General features: G+C 70.5%; 17 protein-coding genes. 6 read left to right on the top strand and 11 right to left on the bottom strand.

Going from position 1 to position 17188, the window contains the following annotated elements; all coding sequences use genetic code 11:
• Positions 1 to 227: 227 nt before the first annotated feature.
• A complete protein-coding gene (locus AN233_RS04515; protein WP_058365660.1) occupies positions 228 to 719 on the bottom strand; it encodes a metal-dependent hydrolase in 492 nt (163 codons plus the stop codon).
• 173 nt (positions 720 to 892) lie between these two features.
• On the opposite strand from AN233_RS04515, the gene AN233_RS04510 reads away from it, so the two are divergent.
• Both AN233_RS04510 and AN233_RS04505 read left to right on the top strand, forming a co-directional pair.
• The gene (locus AN233_RS04510; RefSeq protein WP_058365659.1) at positions 893 to 1993 is read left to right on the top strand and encodes a pyridoxal phosphate-dependent aminotransferase; all 1101 of its coding nucleotides are present in this window, start codon (positions 893 to 895) and stop codon (positions 1991 to 1993) included.
• Between the two features lie 97 nt (positions 1994 to 2090).
• The gene (locus AN233_RS04505) at positions 2091 to 3290 is read left to right on the top strand and encodes an ArsA family ATPase (protein WP_058365658.1); all 1200 of its coding nucleotides are present in this window, start codon (positions 2091 to 2093) and stop codon (positions 3288 to 3290) included.
• Between the two features lie 49 nt (positions 3291 to 3339).
• Here the strand turns inward: AN233_RS04505 and AN233_RS04500 are convergent, their stop codons facing one another.
• The 3 genes from AN233_RS04500 to AN233_RS04490 all read right to left on the bottom strand — a co-directional run bounded on the left by AN233_RS04500 (position 3340) and on the right by AN233_RS04490 (position 5542).
• Complete coding sequence (locus AN233_RS04500; protein ID WP_058365657.1) at positions 3340 to 4044, bottom strand: phosphoglycerol geranylgeranyltransferase; 705 nt, start codon at positions 4042 to 4044, stop codon at positions 3340 to 3342.
• A gap of 95 nt (positions 4045 to 4139) precedes the next feature.
• The gene (locus tag AN233_RS04495; protein ID WP_058365656.1) at positions 4140 to 4718 is read right to left on the bottom strand and encodes a DUF7097 family protein; all 579 of its coding nucleotides are present in this window, start codon (positions 4716 to 4718) and stop codon (positions 4140 to 4142) included.
• Between the two features lie 74 nt (positions 4719 to 4792).
• Complete coding sequence (locus tag AN233_RS04490) at positions 4793 to 5542, bottom strand: creatininase family protein (protein WP_058365655.1); 750 nt, start codon at positions 5540 to 5542, stop codon at positions 4793 to 4795.
• A 130-nt stretch (positions 5543 to 5672) separates the two neighbouring features.
• Between AN233_RS04490 and AN233_RS04485 the strand changes: the two genes are divergently transcribed.
• The gene (locus AN233_RS04485) at positions 5673 to 6032 is read left to right on the top strand and encodes a DUF192 domain-containing protein (RefSeq protein WP_058365654.1); all 360 of its coding nucleotides are present in this window, start codon (positions 5673 to 5675) and stop codon (positions 6030 to 6032) included.
• Positions 6033 to 6060: 28 nt separating this feature from the next.
• Here AN233_RS04485 and thrC read toward each other — a convergent pair whose 3' ends face one another.
• From thrC to mtnP, 6 genes are all read right to left on the bottom strand, one after another.
• Positions 6061 to 7266: a threonine synthase gene (gene thrC / locus AN233_RS04480; RefSeq protein WP_058365653.1), complete on the bottom strand. Its 1206-nt coding sequence runs from the start codon at positions 7264 to 7266 to the stop codon at positions 6061 to 6063.
• Between the two features lie 77 nt (positions 7267 to 7343).
• A complete protein-coding gene (locus AN233_RS04475; protein ID WP_058365652.1) occupies positions 7344 to 7628 on the bottom strand; it encodes a hypothetical protein in 285 nt (94 codons plus the stop codon).
• Between the two features lie 74 nt (positions 7629 to 7702).
• Positions 7703 to 8722: a segregation and condensation protein A gene (locus tag AN233_RS04470; RefSeq protein ID WP_058365651.1), complete on the bottom strand. Its 1020-nt coding sequence runs from the start codon at positions 8720 to 8722 to the stop codon at positions 7703 to 7705.
• A complete protein-coding gene (smc, locus tag AN233_RS04465; RefSeq protein WP_058365650.1) occupies positions 8715 to 12305 on the bottom strand; it encodes a chromosome segregation protein SMC in 3591 nt (1196 codons plus the stop codon). Before smc ends, AN233_RS04470 begins: the two co-directional genes overlap by 8 nt.
• 27 nt (positions 12306 to 12332) lie before the next feature.
• Complete coding sequence (locus AN233_RS04460) at positions 12333 to 12749, bottom strand: DUF7518 family protein (RefSeq protein ID WP_058365649.1); 417 nt, start codon at positions 12747 to 12749, stop codon at positions 12333 to 12335.
• Positions 12750 to 12860: 111 nt separating this feature from the next.
• Positions 12861 to 13730, bottom strand: coding sequence for an S-methyl-5'-thioadenosine phosphorylase (gene mtnP, locus AN233_RS04455; protein WP_058365648.1), 870 nt, complete (start codon positions 13728 to 13730; stop codon positions 12861 to 12863).
• Between the two features lie 200 nt (positions 13731 to 13930).
• Between mtnP and AN233_RS04450 the strand changes: the two genes are divergently transcribed.
• Both AN233_RS04450 and AN233_RS17155 read left to right on the top strand, forming a co-directional pair.
• Positions 13931 to 15301: an MATE family efflux transporter gene (locus AN233_RS04450; RefSeq protein ID WP_080508350.1), complete on the top strand. Its 1371-nt coding sequence runs from the start codon at positions 13931 to 13933 to the stop codon at positions 15299 to 15301.
• Positions 15276 to 15599 carry a hypothetical protein gene (locus AN233_RS17155; RefSeq protein WP_058365646.1) on the top strand — a complete coding sequence of 108 codons (324 nt, stop codon included), beginning with the start codon at positions 15276 to 15278 and terminating at the stop codon, positions 15597 to 15599. The genes AN233_RS04450 and AN233_RS17155 overlap by 26 nt, the downstream gene beginning before the upstream one ends.
• A gap of 473 nt (positions 15600 to 16072) precedes the next feature.
• Here AN233_RS17155 and AN233_RS04440 read toward each other — a convergent pair whose 3' ends face one another.
• The gene (locus AN233_RS04440) at positions 16073 to 16531 is read right to left on the bottom strand and encodes a hypothetical protein (protein ID WP_058365645.1); all 459 of its coding nucleotides are present in this window, start codon (positions 16529 to 16531) and stop codon (positions 16073 to 16075) included.
• 142 nt (positions 16532 to 16673) lie between these two features.
• On the opposite strand from AN233_RS04440, the gene AN233_RS04435 reads away from it, so the two are divergent.
• Positions 16674 to 17150 carry a helix-hairpin-helix domain-containing protein gene (locus AN233_RS04435; RefSeq protein ID WP_058365644.1) on the top strand — a complete coding sequence of 159 codons (477 nt, stop codon included), beginning with the start codon at positions 16674 to 16676 and terminating at the stop codon, positions 17148 to 17150.
• Positions 17151 to 17188 lie beyond the last annotated feature (38 nt).

The following is a 17188-nucleotide window of genomic DNA, read 5'->3' as shown; positions in this document are numbered from 1 at the left end:
CGCAGCGCGGGACAAACCGCGTCCCGCTGGCCTCCAGCGTGCAGTAGCGCGCTGGAGACACCGCAGGCGGCCGCGCCGCCGCCTCCCTCGCGCGCGTTGCTCGCGCGCGCCAACAGCACAGCACCGTCCCGCACCGCGACCGCACCAGCACCGCATCCGAATCAGCACCGCATTCTCCCCGGCTCCCGACCGACGAGATGCGAGGTGCGCGGGGACCGGCCGAGGTCTCAGACCCCGATCGCCTGCGAAGCGGCCGACAGGTCCACGTCGAGGTCCACGACGTAGGTGTGAACCGCCCAGAACGCCGCGATCTCCAGGCCGGTGATGATCACGGTCACCAAGTCCGCGTACTTGCTGGAAGTGGTCACGCCGACCGGGATCCCGAACTCCTCGCCCCAGAAGGGGTGAAACAGCGCGATGCCGCGCTTGCTGCCCACCACGTCGAGCAGGTAGTGGGTGAGGACGCCGATCCAGACGAAGTGGAGGTTGTCGAAGACGACCGGGTACGCCATCACGACCGCGAGCACCGGCAGGCTGTGCAGCGTCTTCCGGTGCTTGCCGAACGCGGTGTCCACGTCCGGGAACAGCGCTCCGAGGACGATCGGCACCGTGATCTGCCCGATCTTCTCGGCTGTCGCGACATCGACCGCCGGTTCGAGGACGAACCCGAGCCCGATCGCCAGAAGCAGCGCGTTCAGGACGTGGCCGCGTTTGTTCATGGCGCGTTCTCTTCCCGGGACCGACTCAAGCGTTTCCCTCGACGGCGACGCGGGCGCGGGGCTCCCGGTGACCATCCGCGGCACGGCTCCCGGCCACCCGGTCGGCGTCCGCGGTCGGCCGGGAGCCGTGCCGCGGACGAAAGAGCCACGGGGACCGCCACCGAGGACCGCACATGGAGTACGAGGAGCCGCAGTTCTTCCACGTGATGCAGTACGCGGCCCGCGCGGACGGCGACGTCATCGACATGGTGAGCGGGAACCCCGACTGGGAGCCGCCCGGGGCCCTGCGGACCGCCCTCTCCGAGTACGCGGAGCTCTCGCCGGACGCGTTCCAGTACCCGCCGAGCGATGGCCTCCGGGAGCTCCGGATCGCGGTCGCGGAGCGGCGCGGCGTCGACCCGGAGCAGGTCGTGATCACCGTCGGCACCGGCGAGGCGAACTACCTCGCGATGGCGCGCGCGCTCGACCGCGACGCCGGCGACGAGGCGCTCCTGATGGACCCCGTCTACCCCTACTACCCGGGGAAGGTGGAGATGCTCGGCGGGACCCAGCGGCTCGTCCCCACCGCGCGCGACGGCGGCCTCGACCTCGCGGCCGTCCGCGAGGCGATGAGCGACGAGACCGCGCTCGTGATGTGCAACACGCCCAACAATCCGACCGGCGCGGTCTACGACCCCGAGGCCGTCGCCGAGGTGGTCCGCCTCGCCGAGGCCCACGACGCGCTCGTCGTCGTCGACGAGGTGTACGAGGCGTTCGACCACACGGGCTCCTTCGAGAGCGCGCTCCGGATCGACTCGCCGAACCGCATCGTCACCGGCGGCTTCTCCAAGTCGATGGCGATCACGGGCTTCCGCGTCGGCTACGCGATCCTCCCCGAGGAACACGTCGGGGCCGCCCGCACGCGCCACATGCTCGTCAACGTGACCGGCCCGCGCCCCTCCCAGTACGCCGTCCTCCACGCGCTCCGCGAGACGCCCCCGAGCTACTACGCGGAGGCCCGCGGCATGCTCGAGGAACGCATCGACGCGTTCACCGCCGCGCTCGATACGGCCGGCGCGGAGTACACGACACCCGAGGGCGGGTTCTACGTCCTCGCGCGCTTCGACGGCTTCCCCGGCACGATGGCGAACGTCAAGAAACTCGTCGACGAGGCCGGCGTCGCGGGCATGCCCGGCGAGACGTTCGGCACCGCACGTGAGGAGTGGATCCGGTTCGCGCTGGTCACCCCTCGGGCCGTCGAGGCAGCCGAGCGGCTGGCGGACTACTTCTCGTAGGCGGTACCGCGGCGTTCGACACCGAGCCCGGTCCGCGGACGGCCCCGCCGAGCCCGCGACCGACGGGTACACAAGGCGGCCCGTCCTCCCGGGCCACATGGACGAGATCGACGTCGAGCCGGTCGAGACGGTCGACGACGACGCGGCCGAAACGGTCGACGCCGACGCGGGTGGGGAAACCCTGACCGCGACCGAGGGCGCGCCGCTCCCCGAGACCGTCGACGCCCCGGAGTACGTGCTCTACGGCGGGAAGGGCGGCGTCGGTAAGACGACGATGGCGGCCGCGACCGGACTCGCCTCGGCGGCCGCGGGCGTCCCGACGCTCGTCGTCTCGACGGACCCGGCCCACTCGCTGTCGGACACGCTCGACGTCGACGTGCCCGCGGAGCCGACCCGTATCCGGGCCGACGCGCCGCTTTTCGCCGCGGAGATCGATCCCGACGCGGCGATGGAGGAGGGGATGTTCGGCGCCGACGCCGACCCCCTCGGCGGCCTCGGCGAGATGGGCGAGGCGATGGGCGGGATGGGGGGTATGGGCGGTGCCGCTGGCGGCTCGACCGACGGCGAGGGTCCCGCGGGCGGCCTGCTGGAGGGGACGGTCCCCGGCGCTGACGAGGCGGCCGCGATGCGGCAGCTGCTGGAGTACCTCGACGACCCGCGCTTCGACCGCGTCGTCGTCGACACCGCGCCGACCGGCCACACCCTTCGGCTCCTCCAGCTACCCGAGGTGATGGACTCGATGCTCGGCCGCGTGATGAAGCTCCGGCAGCGCTTCTCGGGCATGATGGACGGCATCACGGGCATGTTCGGCGGCGGGGACGAGGAGCCGGACCCGAGCGCCGACCTCGACGAGCTCCGCGAGCGCATCGAGCGCCTGCGCGCGGTCCTGCAGGACCCCGCGAAGACGGACTTCCGGGCCGTGATGGTTCCCGAGGAGATGAGCGTCGTGGAGACCGAGCGACTGGTCGCCCGCCTCGACGAGTTCGACATCCCGGTGAACACGCTCGTCGTCAACCGCGTGATGGAGGACCTCGCGGACGTGGCCGACGTGGCGGGCGCCGAGGGCGGAGCGGCGGGGGACGAAAACGCCGCCGCGACCGGCGTCGACCCCGAGTGGGTGGTCTCGCCGAACCTCGAGGACTGCGAGTTCTGTCAGCGCCGCTGGGAGGTCCAGCAGGACGCCCTCGGGCGCGCGACGGACCTGTTCCGCGGCCGCGACGTGAAGCGCGTGCCCCTGCTGGCCGAGGAGGTGCGCGGCGAGGCGGCGCTGCGCGTCGTCGCCGCCTGTCTGGCCTAGTCGGCCCCGCACCTCGGACCGCTGGGCGACCCGACGGCAGAAAAACGCCCTACTGCGCGTCCTTCGCGCCGCGGACGGTTTCGCGGACGGCGTCGACGCCCTCCTCGTGGAGCAGGTCGCCGACGACGATCACGTCCGCGTGACTTCCCATCTCGTGAGCGGTCTCGTAGTCGTGGACGCCGCCGCCGTAGAACAGGGTCGCATCGTCGAGCGCCTCGTCGGCGGCCGCGACCTTCTCGGGGTCGCCGTAGGTGCCCGAGTACTCCACGTAGACGATCTCCTGGCCGAACATCTTCTCGGCGACGCGGGCAAAGGAGGCCACGTCCTCCGCGGACTGGTCGCAGTCCGCCTCGGTGTACTCCGCGACCGACGCGTCGGGGTTCATCACGATGTACGCCTCGGTGTGGGTGCGGTCCCAGTCGAGGCCGTTCTCGATGCGGACCCACTCCTTGTGCGCGCCGACGATCCAGAAGGGCGACTCGGAGTTGAAGACGGTCGGGATCAGGTACCCCTCCAGCGCCGGGTCGTCCACGACGACCGCGGGGTTCGACGGCTCCTGATAGATCGGCACGTCGTACTTCGCGCAGGCGTCGATGACGCGCTGCATCTTGTCGGCGGTCATGTCGAGCGTGCCGCCGATCTCCAGCGCGTCCGTCCCGGTCTCGCAGACGTCCTCGAACGTCTCGTCGCCGACGAGGTCCTTGTCGGGGTCGACCTTCAGGATGTGGTCCCAGTCTTCCCACGGATTACTCATTGGGGAGGAAACGCCCCCCGGCGGTTAAAAAGGAAGCGATGGATCCGCCGGTTGCAGGCTGCTTTCCCGAACGCGCCGCCTGTCGACGCCATTTCTCACTCCTCGCCATAGCGCTCACTGGCCGCGGAGAAGCCGAACTCGTCCTGCTCCCTGCTCCGCCGGGACTCCCGCTCGGCGAGCGCCTCGGGGTCCGGACTGGCCTCGTCGTCGATCCGCGCGAACGACTTGTGGACCTTCGCGTGACACCACCGACAGAGCGCGACCGTTATCTCGTGTGGCCCGGCGTCGTCGAGGTCGTCGAGCTCGCTGGAGTCGTCCGGATCGACGGCCCCGCCGGCCTCGGACTCCCGCGCCGCGTCGCCGTACATCAGGTGGTGTTCCTCCAGCATGGGCCGGGCGTCGTCGTGCGCCATGCGGACCTCGGGAAGCCCGCAGCGGGCGCACTCACGGCTCGCGGTCGTCGACCGATAGTGGGGGCAGGCGCGCCAGCTCCCGTCCTCGCCGACGTGGCAGGCGTAGCCGTCGCGGCGGCGCGCGGCCGCGAACTCCGGGTCGTCGCCGGCGCGGTCGAGCGCGAACCGACAGCGCCCGTCGTCCGTGAGGTGGTCGCAGACGCCCGCGACCGCGTAGGGGTCGTCGACGCCGACCGGCGTCCCGTCCGGTGTCCGCTCCATGACCGCCGTTGTGCGGCCCCGTATTTGAACGGTGGGGCGTCGGTAGTTATTTATAAACCCTCACCGGCGTCAGGCTACCAACCGGCCTCGATGTCCTCGGCGACCGCCTCGAGGATCTTCGCGGTCGTGTCGCCCACGACGCGCTCCATCACGTCCGTGTCCGAGTTGGTCGGATCGCCGAGCCCGCCGAGCTCCGTCACCTCGTCGAAGTACTCGTACGAGCGCGTCTCGGGCAGCTCGCGGGCCTTCTGCGGCTCCTTCTTCGACTCGCGGACGAGGTCGGGCCGGTACAGCTCCACGAAGCTCGTCTCGTGGTCGCCGGCGTGGCCCCACCCCTCGCCGAAGGCCTCCTCGAGGTCCTCGCGAGCGAAGTCCGTCCAGTGGACGAAGTGGACGGTCAGCGCCGTCTCGCGGCCGAGCCGGTCGGCGGCCATCGCCAGCGGCTCCTTGTTGCCGCCGTGGGTGTTCAGGAACAGCAGGCGGTCGACGCCGTGGGCCGCCATCGACTCGCCGATCTCCACGACGGCGTCGACGTACGTCTCGCGCGAGAGGGTGATCGTCCCCGGGAACCGCATGTGGTGCTCGGAGTAGCCGAACGGGAGCGTGGGCAGGCGGAGCAGCTCGAGGCCGTGGTCGGGCGCCGCCTCGACCAGTTCCGCGGAGAGGTAGTCGGCTCGCAGCGTGTCCGTCGAGGTCGGCAGGTGCGTGGAGTGCTGCTCGATGCTGCCCGTGGGAAGCACCGCGAGGTCGCTCGTGGCGACCGCCTCGGCCGCCTCCTCCCACGTCATCGCGTACAGGTCCGAATCCGTCTCGGTCTCGGGCATACTCGGGGGTCCACCGTCGGCGGCAAAGCGGTTGGGGTAGCGGTCGGTCACGCGAGGGTGCCGGAACCGCCGGACCGCCACCCCAGACTCGGCCGCGAGCGTTTAAGTCGCCGGCGAGCGACGTGCGCTCGTGCGACTCGTCCACCGCTACGGCCCGCTGGAGGACCGGCAGGCCGACACGCTCGCGAGCGACGTGGAGACGGCGGACACGACGCTCCAACAGGCCCGCGGCCTGATGTTCCGGCGGTCGGTCCCGGACGGCTACGGCCTCGCGTTCCGGTTCGACGAGCCGCGGCCGCGGACGCTGCACATGCTGTTCGTCCCCTTCGCCATCGACGCGCTGTGGATCCGCGGCCCCGAGGTGGTTCACAAGAAGCGGCTCAGGCCGTTCGTGGGGTTCGGCCGCGCGAGCGCGGACCTCGTCGTGGAACTCCCGGCGGGTGCGGCCGAGAACGTGGAACCGGGCGACATCGTGGAACTGGTGGAGTAGCGCGGCTCCCCGCACGACCCGCCCTCACCTATAACCGGTCGCCCAACTCGTCGAGCGCCACCGTCTCGGCGTCGACCTCGCCGCCGGCGACCGCGCCGACGGACTCCTTGAACCCCGATCCCGTAGCCACGCAGACGACGGAGTTCTCCCGGTCGAGCTCCCCGTCCGCGGCGAGCCGGCGTGCGCCGGCCAGCGCCGTCGCGGAGGACGCCTCGACCGTGAGGCCCGCCTCGGCGGCGAGGCGGCGCTGTGCGTCCAGGATCTCCTCGTCCTCGACCGCGACGGCGCCGCCACCCGTCTCCCGCGCGCCGTGCAGCGCGCGCGTCCCGCTCGGGGGGTCCGGGTTGGCGATGGAGTACGCGACCGTCTCACCGCGTTCGACGCGCGTCACGTCCTCGCGGCCGTCGCGGTACGCCGCCGCGACCGGGGCGCAGGCGGCCGCCTGCACCAGATAGAGCCGGGGCGTCGTCGCCTCGTCGAGCAGGCCGGCGGCGCGAAGTTCCAGCAGGGCCTTGTACGCGCCGCTGGCGTGCCCGCCCGAGGAGGTCGGCAGGACGATCGCGTCCGGGACCGCGCCGGTCCGCGCGCGGTGTTGCGCGAGCGCCTCCAGCGCTGTCGTCTTCTGTCCGGCGACGCGGCCGGGCGTGTCGGAGTTGACGAACCGGACGCCGCGCTCGGGACCGACCTCGAGCGCGTCGTAGTAGAGCCGGCCGTAGTCCCCCTCGACGCGGACGATCCGGGGCTCGTACCGGGCGATGTTCCGCAGACGCTCCGCGGAGATGTCGGCCGGAACGCAGACCACGCAGTCGAGGCCCGCGGCCGCGGCCCCCGCCGCGGTCGACATCGCCATGTTGCCGTGCGAGACGGTGCCCACCGCGTCGGCGCCCTCCGCGAGCGCGAGCTCGATCCCCACCGCCGTGCCGCGGTCCTTGAACGAGCCGGTCGGGTTCAGCCCCTCGTCCTTCACGAACGTGCGAACGCCCGCGTACTCGTCCAGCGTCGGCGTGCGCACGAGCGGCGTTCCGCCGGCGGCCGCCCCCACGCCCGCCGCGGGCGGGTCGACCGGCAGGAGGTCCGCGAAGGCCCACGCGCGGGCGTCCAGCGAGTCGGGCCACGAGAGGGCCGCGAGCGCGTCGGGGTCGGTCTCGAACCACCGCGGCTCGCCGCACTCACACCGGGGCGCGGCCGGAGCCTCGACGGTCCGACCGCAGGCGTAACAGGAGAGAACGGACATGTCGGGAGCAGGTGTCGGAGACGACTAAGCGGTGACGGTCGGGAGAACGCGATCCGACGTGCTCGGGTGACCGCCGGTTACGATTCGACCTCCGCTCCGACCCCGTCAGCGATCGCTCGGAGATCGGCCTTCCGGAACGTGGAGTCGTCGGCCGCCTCCGGCGACTCCGCGATGCCGACGTGCGCCCGCACGAGTCGGCGCATTCGCGACGTCGACGACTGTCCCGCCCCGTCGACGCCGATTCTGAGCGTCTCACAGATCGCTCGCAGCTCCTCCTTCGTGAACGACGCCTCAACTTCCCGTTCGAAGCGGCCCGTCGCCGCTCGGATCGCGTTTCGAAGTTCCTGGACGGTGGGACTCACGGCTTCTCGCTCTCCTCGTATCCCCCTCAACGTTCCTACTCGGTCGCGGTGAGACGGGTCCGGAGGGTCGTCGCTCAGTCCGCGACCGCTTCCGCCTCGCCGGTCGCGGCCGCGGGGTCGCGGATCCAGAGGTCGCCGAAGAACTCGTCCTGTCGGAGTTCGACCCCGCCGCGGTGGGCCAGGAACAGCAGCGCGAGGAACGTCATGAACGAGCGGCCGCCGGCGTCGGCGACCTCCGCGAACAGGACCTCCTCGCGGCCCTTGCCGTACTGCTCGTCCAGCGCGGCGCGCACGTCCTCGATGACCTCCTCGATGTCCTCGTCGTGGGTGCCGCCGGTGACCTCCTCCTGGGTCGGCTCGTGCTCCCCGCGGAACTCGTCCCCGGCGCGGTAGTCGACGGTCTGGGTGCCGCGGTCGTACCCCTGCGGCGACGCCGAGGTGTCGTACTCGCGGGAGTCCTTCCACCACGTCCCGCGCTCTGCGTCGCGCAGCTCGCGGACGAGCTCGTCCAGCGTCTCCGGGGAGCCGCGGGTGCTCTTGCGCTCCAGCCGGCGGTCCATCTCCGCCTCCAGCTCCGAGACGGGGTCGAAGTCGGCGTCGGGCGCCGGCTCGCCGCCCTCCATGGCGGTCTCCCACGGCTCCTTGTCGGGCTCGTCGTCCGCGTCGTCCTCGGCCATCATCTCGTCGCCCTTCATCCGCAGGAGGACGCTGGCGTAGAACAGCGCCCGGCCGGAGGTCCGGAGGTCGGTCGCGTCCAGCTTCTCGAGGAACGCGTCGGTCACCTGCACGATGTCGATGTCCCACGGCTCGATCTCCCCCTCCTCCGCGAGCTGGACGAGCAGCTCGACCGGCTCGACCTCGTCGTCGTCCGCGGCGTCGGGGTGCTCGATGTCCGGAACTGCGCCGGATTCGGGCCCTCCCCCCGCCTCGACCGACTCGTCGTCCGCGGTGCCGTTCTCCGCGGCGCCGGTCGCCGAAGCGCCGTTCTCGGCGGGGGCGCCGAAGGCGGGGCCGGCCGCGTCGTCGGCCGCGCCGCCGTCGTCCTCGTCGTCGCGCTCGGAGAGGCTCACGTCCGGGACGTAGCCGTCAGTCATCGGCCGGAACCTCCTCGCCCTCGTCGTCGCCGTCGCCGCCGAACTGCATCCCGGTGACGGCGGAGACGTTGTCGCCCTGCATCGTCACGCCGATCGCGCGGTCGGCCCGCTCCAGCAGCGCGGAGCGGTGCCCGACGACGACGAACTGCGCGTCGTCGGAGAGCTCCTCGATCATCTCGCCGACGCGCTCGGCGTTGACCGCGTCGAGGAACGCGTCGATCTCGTCGAGCGCGTAGAACGGCGCCGGGTTGTGCCGCTGGATGGCGAAGATGAACGAGAGCGCGGTGAGCGACTTCTCGCCGCCGCTCATCGCGTCGAGCCGCTGGACCGGCTTGTCCGCCGGCTGCGCCTTCATCGTCAGCCCCTCCTCGAAGGGGTCCTCGGGGTTCTCCAGGACGAGCTCGCCCGTCCCCGCCGAGAGCCGCGAGAAGATCTCCCGGAACTGCTCGTTGATCGAGTCGAACGCGTCCATGAACGTCTCCTTCTTCTGGGCCTCGTAGCTCTCGATGCGCTCCTCGATGGCGTCGCGCTCGGAGACGAGGGTGTCGCGGCGCTCCTGGAGGTCGTCCAGCTCCGCCTCCACCTCGTCGTACTCGTCGATGGCAAGCATGTTGACGGGTTCGAGCGCCTCCATCTTCCCCTCCAGCGTGGCGATCCGGCTCTCGACCTCGTCGTGGTCCGGGATCTCCTCGGGGTCGTACTCGCCGACCTGCGAGGCCAACTCGTCGACCTCCCACTCCAGCCGGTCCTGTCTGTCCTGCAGGTCCGCGAGCGTCGACTCGACCGCGTTGACTTCCTCCTTCTGCTCGTCGCGGGACTCCTTCGCGTCCGCCAGGTCCTCGCGGAGCGCCTCGCGCTCCTCTTTCAGCTCCGCGAGCTCCTCCTCTAAGTCCGCGATCGCCTCGCGTTTCTCCTCCAGCAGCTCCTGCTTCTCGGCGATGCGGTCCTCGCAGTCGGCGATGGTCTCCTCGGCGTCCGCCTTCCGGTTTTGCGCCTTCTCGACCGTCTCGTGGAGGTCGTCGACCGCGTCCTCAGCGTACTCCTTCTCCAACTGGAGCTCGTTGAGCCGGCCGTCGAGCTTGCTCTGTCTGTCCTCGAGGTCGCCGATCTCCTCGCGGATCTCGTCGGCCCGATCGGACAGCTCCGGGATCCGGGAGTCCGCCAGCTCGCTCTCGAGATCGTCGATCTCGGCTTCCAGTTCCGTCTGTTCGGCGTTCAGCTCCTCGATGGCGTCGTCGATCGCGGCCATCTCCTCGTCGACCGCCTCGCGCTCCTCGCGGAGCTCCTCAAGTTCGTCCTCGAGCTCCTCGATGCGGTCCTGCTGGTCCGCGAGGTCCGCCTCCGCGCGCTCGATGTCCGACTCGACCGAGCGCACGCGGTCGGCCGCGTCGCTCTTCCGCTCGCGGGCGTCGTCGATGTCCGACTCCAGCTCGCGGATCTCGGCGTCGAGCGCCTGGCGCTCGTCCTCCAGCTCCGAGATCTCCTCGGCGAGCCGCTCCAGCTTGCCGCCGCCCGACTTCGTGAACGAGAAGCGCGAACCGCCGCCGGAACCGCCGGTCATCGCGCCCGACTTCTCCACGAGGTCGCCCTCCAGCGTCACCATGCGGTAGTCGCCCATCAGGTCGCGGGCGGTCCGCATGTCCTCAACGACCAGCGTCGACCCGAGCACGTACGAGAAGATCGACTCGTACTCGCTGTCGTAGTCGACGAGGTTGCGCGCGAAGTCGACCACGCCGGGCATCGAGGGCTTCCGCGGCAGGCTCCGGTCGTCCATCTCCGTGATGGGGAGGAACGTCGCCCGGCCCGCGTTCCGGCTCTTGAGGTGGTCGATACACGTCTCGCCGACGCCGTCGTCGTCCACGACGACGTTCGCGAGCCGACCGCCCGCGGCGGTCTCACACGCCTCCGCATACTCGGGGTCGACCGCGCCGAGTTCGCCGACCGCGCCGTGGACGCCGTCGACGCCGGCGTTCTTGATCGTCGTCACCGCGCGGGGCCAGGAGCTGTCGCCGCGCTGGTCGGCGTTCGCCTCCAGCTTCGCGTACTCGTTCTGCTTGCCCCGCAGCGTCTCGTCGATCTCGTCGAGCCGCTCCTGCAGCTCCGCCTTCTCGGCGAACAGCTCCTCGACCGTCGACTCGATCGTCTCGCGGTTGCGCTCCGCCTTGTCGAGTTCGCCCTTCAGCTCCGAGATCCGCGCCTTCAGGTCCGGGATCGACTCGTGGGCCTCCTCCAGCTCGGTCTGGGCCTCGCTCACGGCGTTCGAGCGGCGACGCGCCTCGTCGAGCAGTCGGTCTTTCTCTCGCTGCTTGTCGTTCTTCTCGGACTTGACCGCCTCCAGCCGCTCCTTCTGATCCGCGAGTTCCGCCTTCAGCTCGTCGTACTGCGTGTCGATGCCGTCGATCTCCGCCTGCACGTCCGCGAGCTCGGACCGCTTGTCCGCGATCTCCGCCTTCACGGAGGCCTTCTCGACTTTGACCTCCTTGATGTCGCCCTCGAGATCGTCGATCGTCTCCTGCTTGCGGTCGATCTGGACGAACGCGTTCCGGCGCTCGGTCTCGGCCTCCTGCGCGCGCTCCTCCGCGTTCTCGATCTCGCCTTCGATGCGGGAGATGTCGCCTTTCACCTCCTCGATCTCCGATTTGATCGCGATCTGCTCGTCCTCGCCCTTGCTCTCGATCTCGTCGTTGAGTCGTGAGAGCTCCGTCTCCAGCCGGGTGACCTTCCCCTGCCGGGTGTCGAGTTCCTCCTGGAGCTCCGCGAGTTCGGCCTCCTTCTCGGCGATGTCGTCGGCGATCTCGCCGAGCGTCTCGCGCTTCTCCTCCAGCTCGGCCGCCTTGAGGTAGCCGCGGTACTGCTCGACCTCGTCGCGGTACTCCTGGTACTCCAGCGCGGTCTCGCGCTCGTCCGCGAGCCTGTCGAGGCGGTCCCGCTTCTCGCCGATCTTGAGGTCCGCCTCGCCGATCCGCTCCTCGACCGCCTCCATCTCCTCGAAGGCGGCCTCCTTCTTCGCGTCGAACTCCGCGACGCCCGCGATCTCGTCGATGATCCCCCGACGCTGGTAGGGTGTCATGTTGATGATCTCGGTCACGTCGCCCTGCATGACGACGTTGTACCCCTCCGGCGTGACGCCGGCCTGGGCCAGCAGGTCCTGGATGTCCGAGAGGTTCACCGAGCGCTCGTTGAGGTAGTAGTAGGAGTAGTAGTTGTCCTCGGTGCGCTTGACGCGCCGCTTGATGGTGATCTCGTCCACGTCGCCGACGTTCTCGGAGCCGGCCGCGGAGACGACCTGACTCCGCTCGAGCGCGCGGTCCTCGTTGTCGAGGATCACCGTGACGGAGGCCTCGCTCGGCCCGGCGGTTTCCTCGTCCCCGTCGTGACCGGGATTGTAGATCAGGTCGGTCAGCTTCTCGGCGCGGATCCCGCGGGTGCGTGCCAGCCCGAGCGCGAACAGCACCGCGTCGATGATGTTCGACTTACCCGAGCCGTTCGGACCGGTGACGACCGTGAAGTCCTCGTAGAAGGGGATCCTCGTCGTCCGCCCGAAGCTCTTGAACTTGTCCAGAACGACTTCCTTGATGTGCATGCTGGCTGGCTCTGGGCGGCCCGCCGGTTACGCGACGATGATGTCGCCGTCCTCGGACTCGCCCTCTTCGCTCGCGTCTGCGTCCTCCGCGGCCTTACCCCCTTCGGCGTCGCCTGCGCCCGGGTCCGCGGCCCCGCCGTGGGCGCCGTCGGCGTCCGCCTCGCCCGTCGACTCGACGACTTCGACGCGCTTGTCGCTCTTGGTGGTGTGCTCGCTCGGGCCGGACTCGGCGGCCGTCGGCCCGGCCGCGGGCTGGTCCGTCTCCGCCGCGGCCGGCTCGGCCGGCGCAGTCGACGCGGCGGCCTCGCGAGCCTCGCGGGCCTCGGACGCGTCCTCGAGCTGCCGGACGCGCTCTTTCATCTCCACGAGCTCCTCCGTCAGCCCGTTGACTGCGGCCTGCAGCTCGGCGACCTGCCCCTCGAGTTCCTCGACCCGATTGCTCATGGGCGCAGTGGTCACGGGAGCGGTATAAATGTGTGTCAGACAAACGTGTGACTCCTTAACACAGTAGCGAAAAATCGCCCGCCGGAGCGTCCCGGAGCGCGTCCGTCGCGGTCAGTCCAGGTACTCGCCCAGCAGGGGGTCGACGCGCTCGCGGGTCTCGGCCGGGATCGCCTCGCTCGGGGTGTTTATCGTCCCTTCGAGCGACGTGTGGGCCTCACACTCGTGGTCGTCCGGGAGCGTGCGGACGGCCTCCTCGACCGCGGCCTTGATCGCGGCCTGATTCTCCTCGGCGTTCTCCAGAACCTCCTCCAAGGTCACCTCGCTGTCCGCCTTCCAGACGTCGTAGTCGGTGACGCCCGCGATGGTCGCGTAGGCCATCTCCGCCTCGCGGGCGAGCTTGGCCTCCGGGATGGCGGTCATCCCGACCACGTCCCACCCCTGTGCCCTGTAGAACTCCGACTCCGCGCGCGTGGAGTACTGCGGTCCCTCGATGCAGACGTAGGTGCCGCCCTTCACGACCTTCGTGTCGTCGTCGGTCGTGGCCTCCGCGGCGTCGGTGAGGTGGTCGACGAGTTCCGGACTGTACGGGTCCGCGAAGGGCTGGTGGACGACGACGCCGTCGCCGTAGAAGGAGAGTTCGCGGTGCTTCGTCCGGTCGTAGATCTGGTCGGGGACGACGAGCGTGCCCGGCTCCAGCTCCTCCTTCAGGCTGCCGACCGCGTTGGAGGCGAAGACGTGCGTCACGCCCGCCTGCTTCAGCGCGTACATGTTGGCGCGGTACGGCAGGTCCGTGGGCGAGGCGCCGTGGTTCGAGCCGTGCCGCGGGAGGAACGCGACCTCCTTGCCCGTGTCCGCGAACTCGCCGACCGTCACCGCGTCGGAAGGCTCGCCGTAGGGCGTGTCGTACTCCTCCTCGCGCACGTCGTTCAGCGGGAGCGCCTCGTAGATCCCGCTCCCGCCGATGAAGCCGATCTTGCTCATACCCCGACCTGCGGTCGCTCCGCACTTATAAGGACTGAACCGGGACGGCCGGCCTCCGCCCGCTGGGAGCCGGAGAGCAGGCATCGGCAAGCGTCAACAGGTTTCACGGCAGTTCATAAGCCCCGGGGTGCTGACGGTCCGTAGTGCCCTCCGAACCCGACGTTGCGAGCCGGCTGACCGAGGGCGACCTCCTCGGACCGATGATCGCGCTCGCGTGGCCGATGGTCGTCATCCAGCTGTTGCAGGTGGCGTACAACGTCGCGGACACGGCGTTTCTGGGCGCCTACTCCGCGGACGCGGTCGCCGCGCTCAGCCTCGCGTTTCCCATCGTTTTCTTCCTGATCTCCATCGGCGGCGGCTTCACCGCCGCGGGCGCGATCCTGATCGCGCAGTACAGCGGCGCCGGCGCCGACCGCGACGCCGACCGCATCGCGGGGCAGACGCTCGTCTTCGTCACGCTCGTCGCGGTCGCGGTCGGCGCCGTCGGCTACGTCGTCACGGACCCGATGCTCGCGCTGCTACCGGCCGACGCGGCCACGCAGGAGCGGATCGTGCCGCTGGCGTCGGCGTACATGCGGGTGTTCTTCCTCGGAACGCCGTTCCTGTTCGGCTTCTTCGTGTTCGTCTCGCTGATGCGCGGCTACGGCGACACGCGCACGCCGATGCGGGTGATGGTCGTCTCCGTCGCCGTCAACGTCGCGCTCGACCCGCTGCTGATCTTCGGGATCGGGCCGTTCCCCGCGCTGGACGTCCAGGGGGCCGCGCTCGCGACGGTCTTCTCGCGGTTCGTGGCCACGGTCCTCGGCTTATACGTCCTGTTCGGCACCGGCGCCGGCCCGGACATCCGGCGGGAGGACCTGACCCTGAACCGCTCCGACGTCGGCGACATCGTCCGTCTCGGGGTCCCGAGCGCGGTCGAGCAGTCCGCCTCCTCGCTGGCGTTCATCGCCCTCACCGCGATCGTGGTGACGTTCTCGCCGCCGGTCGTGGCCGCCTACGGCCTCGGCAATCGGATCGTCTCGCTCGTGTTTCTGCCCGCGCTGGGGCTCTCGCAGGCGGTTGACACCGTCGTCGGGAAGAACCTTGGCGCCGAGCGTCCCGACCGCGCCGAGCGCGGATCCCGGCTGGCGATGGGCGTCACCGCGGGGGTGATGGCGCTGCTCACCGCCGTCGTCTTCCTCGTCCCTTCGCCGATCGCCGGCGTCTTCCTGACCGCCGGGGGGACCGCCGACGCGCTGGCGTACAGCGTCGAGTACCTGCAGATCGCGGCGTTCATGTTCGTCCCCATGGGCGTCCTGCAGATCCTGTTGGGGACGTTCCGCGGCGCCGGCAACACCAAGACCGCGATGCTGTTCTCGGTGGCGACGCTGTGGGTCGTTCGCGTCCCCGCGACCTACCTGCTCGCGTTCACGCTCGGCTGGGCGGAGGACGGGATCTGGCTCGCGGTCGTCCTCGGCGACGTGGTCGGCTGCCTGCTCGCGCTGGCGTGGTACAGCCGCGGCACGTGGTCGGAGAAGTACGTCGACGAGACGGCGATCGAAGCCGGTGGCGGACCGACCGCCGACGAGTGAGGACGAACTCTCACGGAACGGCTACGGGGTGATCGTGGTGCTGATGTGGTCGGCGCTGATGCGGTCGGCGCTGATGCGGTCGGCGCTGATGCGGTCGGCGCTGATGCGGTCGGCGCTGATGCGGTCGGCGCTGATGCGGTCGGCGCTGATGCGGTCGGCGCGCGCGAGGGAGGCCGCGGGCCGGCCGCGCTGCGGTGTCTCCGGCGCGCTACCGCACGCCGGAGGCCAGCGAGAGCTTGTCTCTCGCGCAGCGTTGCGGTTTCGCGGCCGGCCCGCGACCGAGGTTGGGGAGGCGTGAGGCTGCGGAGCGGTGCTGTGCGGGGTGGGACTGAAAGGGGCAGCCGGCTCGATCCGGCCCCGGCGCCGCTCTCGCGAGCCTGCCGAGCGAGAGTCAGCGAGTCGCAGCCCGGCAGCCCGCCACTGCAGGCAGCCCGGACCGTCTCGCCAGACAAGCACTCGCGACGGGCTGTGTGGAGAGGCGCGAGCGCGCAGAGCGTGCCGCGTTCCCACGAGGAACGAGCGGGAGCCCGTGAGTCGCAGCCCGGCAGCCCGCTACCGCAGGCAGCCCGGACCGTCTCACGACGGCCGGTCGAGCCGGCCGGGGCTTTCTGGGTGGTGCCGTCCCGATCAGCAGGATCAACAGTAGTCGCAGAAACGTCGTGCGGAGAGCCGGCCGGGGCTTTCTGGGTGGTGCTGTTCCAAGCAGCAGGACCAGAAATGAGCACGGCAGCGTATGAGCGAGAGCCGGCCGAGACGTTCGACCCGTCTCTCTCAGGCCAGCGCGTTGCTGGCCAGCAGCCCCGCGGTGATCAGGAGCAGCACCGCGACCGCGGCCGCGGCGAGGAAGAAGGGCTTCGCGTCGCGAGCGGGCTCGCGGAGCTTGCCCTCGTCGACGCCCGACTCCACCTTGCTCCCGGCGACCTCCACGAGGCCGGTGAGCACGACCCAGAGGCCGAGCATCGTCAGAACGAGGTGCCCGTTGCCGGTTCCCGTCAGCGTGCCCACGTCGTAGCGCGTGCCGGCCATGTGCCCGCCGGAGGCGAGGAACGCGACGGCGGAGATCCGGGTGATCCACCGCAGGCGGTCGACGATGCTCCCGAAGGCCTCGGAGCCGATCTCCCCGGCGGTCGCGGACGGGAGGATGGTGGCGACCACGAACAGCACGCTACCGGTCCAGAGTGCGGCGAACGCGACATGGACCGTCCACATCACGGCGTCGAGAACGGACATGAACCCGAATTCGGCCGCCACCACCTTATAAGGGGCGACACCGGGGAGGGTCGCCGGCTGTCCGGCGACCAAGTCGGGGCGTTCGGGCGAGCGGCCCGGCCGCCGCCGGCTTTTAAATACCCACCTGTCCTAATTGTCGCCGATGGCGCTACTGCAGAAACTCAAGGAGAAACTCGGAATCGGCGGCTCCGGCGACGAGCCCGCTCGGAGCGACACGGAGGTGACCGTCGAGCACGAGCCCGACGAGGAGCCCGACTCGACGGACGGAGACGGCTCCGACGGCGAACCGGTCGCGACGGAGACGGACGCGGCCGCCTCGACCGAGTCGCTCGTCGACGAGGAGGACGCCGCCGCGGACCCGACCGAGGCGGCCGAGCCCGCGGAGGCGGCCGGCCCCGAATCGGAGGACGTGGAAGTCGACGAGGACGCCGGCGAGGTGGACGGCACCGCCGTCGACTCCATCAAGGGCATCGGCCCGGCGTACGCCGACCGGCTCTCGAACATCGGCATCGAGACCGTGGCCGACCTGGCCGACGCCGACCCGGCCGAGGTCGCCGAGGGCGCGAACGTGGGCGAGAACCGCGCCGCGACGTGGATCGAGCGGGCCCAGGAGTTCTGAGGCCGCGTCGTCGCCGGACACCACAACTGTTTCACGCG

The sequence above is a fragment of the Haloparvum sedimenti genome, from assembly GCF_001462205.1.
GTDB classification, from domain to species: Archaea; Halobacteriota; Halobacteria; order Halobacteriales; family Haloferacaceae; genus Haloparvum; species Haloparvum sedimenti.
The sequence above is the reverse complement of the archived record's forward strand: the minus strand, read 5'-3'. Positions and strand labels throughout refer to the sequence as shown.

What these genes read in the sequence shown, in the direction of transcription:
- mtnP (WP_058365648.1), bottom strand. Translation starts at nt 13,730, where the DNA reads ATGAGCAAGATCGGCTTCATCGGCGGGAGCGGGATCTACGAGGCGCTC.
- AN233_RS04470 (WP_058365651.1), bottom strand. Translation starts at nt 8,722, where the DNA reads ATGACTGACGGCTACGTCCCGGACGTGAGCCTCTCCGAGCGCGACGAC.
- thrC (WP_058365653.1), bottom strand. Translation starts at nt 7,266, where the DNA reads ATGTCCGTTCTCTCCTGTTACGCCTGCGGTCGGACCGTCGAGGCTCCG.
- AN233_RS04450 (WP_080508350.1), top strand. Translation starts at nt 13,931, where the DNA reads ATGATCGCGCTCGCGTGGCCGATGGTCGTCATCCAGCTGTTGCAGGTG.
- AN233_RS04510 (WP_058365659.1), top strand. Translation starts at nt 893, where the DNA reads ATGGAGTACGAGGAGCCGCAGTTCTTCCACGTGATGCAGTACGCGGCC.
- AN233_RS04490 (WP_058365655.1), bottom strand. Translation starts at nt 5,542, where the DNA reads ATGCCCGAGACCGAGACGGATTCGGACCTGTACGCGATGACGTGGGAG.
- AN233_RS04505 (WP_058365658.1), top strand. Translation starts at nt 2,091, where the DNA reads ATGGACGAGATCGACGTCGAGCCGGTCGAGACGGTCGACGACGACGCG.
- AN233_RS04500 (WP_058365657.1), bottom strand. Translation starts at nt 4,044, where the DNA reads ATGAGTAATCCGTGGGAAGACTGGGACCACATCCTGAAGGTCGACCCC.
- AN233_RS04435 (WP_058365644.1), top strand. Translation starts at nt 16,674, where the DNA reads ATGGCGCTACTGCAGAAACTCAAGGAGAAACTCGGAATCGGCGGCTCC.
- smc (WP_058365650.1), bottom strand. Translation starts at nt 12,305, where the DNA reads ATGCACATCAAGGAAGTCGTTCTGGACAAGTTCAAGAGCTTCGGGCGG.
- AN233_RS04440 (WP_058365645.1), bottom strand. Translation starts at nt 16,531, where the DNA reads ATGTCCGTTCTCGACGCCGTGATGTGGACGGTCCATGTCGCGTTCGCC.
- AN233_RS04515 (WP_058365660.1), bottom strand. Translation starts at nt 719, where the DNA reads ATGAACAAACGCGGCCACGTCCTGAACGCGCTGCTTCTGGCGATCGGG.
- AN233_RS04495 (WP_058365656.1), bottom strand. Translation starts at nt 4,718, where the DNA reads ATGGAGCGGACACCGGACGGGACGCCGGTCGGCGTCGACGACCCCTAC.
- AN233_RS04460 (WP_058365649.1), bottom strand. Translation starts at nt 12,749, where the DNA reads ATGAGCAATCGGGTCGAGGAACTCGAGGGGCAGGTCGCCGAGCTGCAG.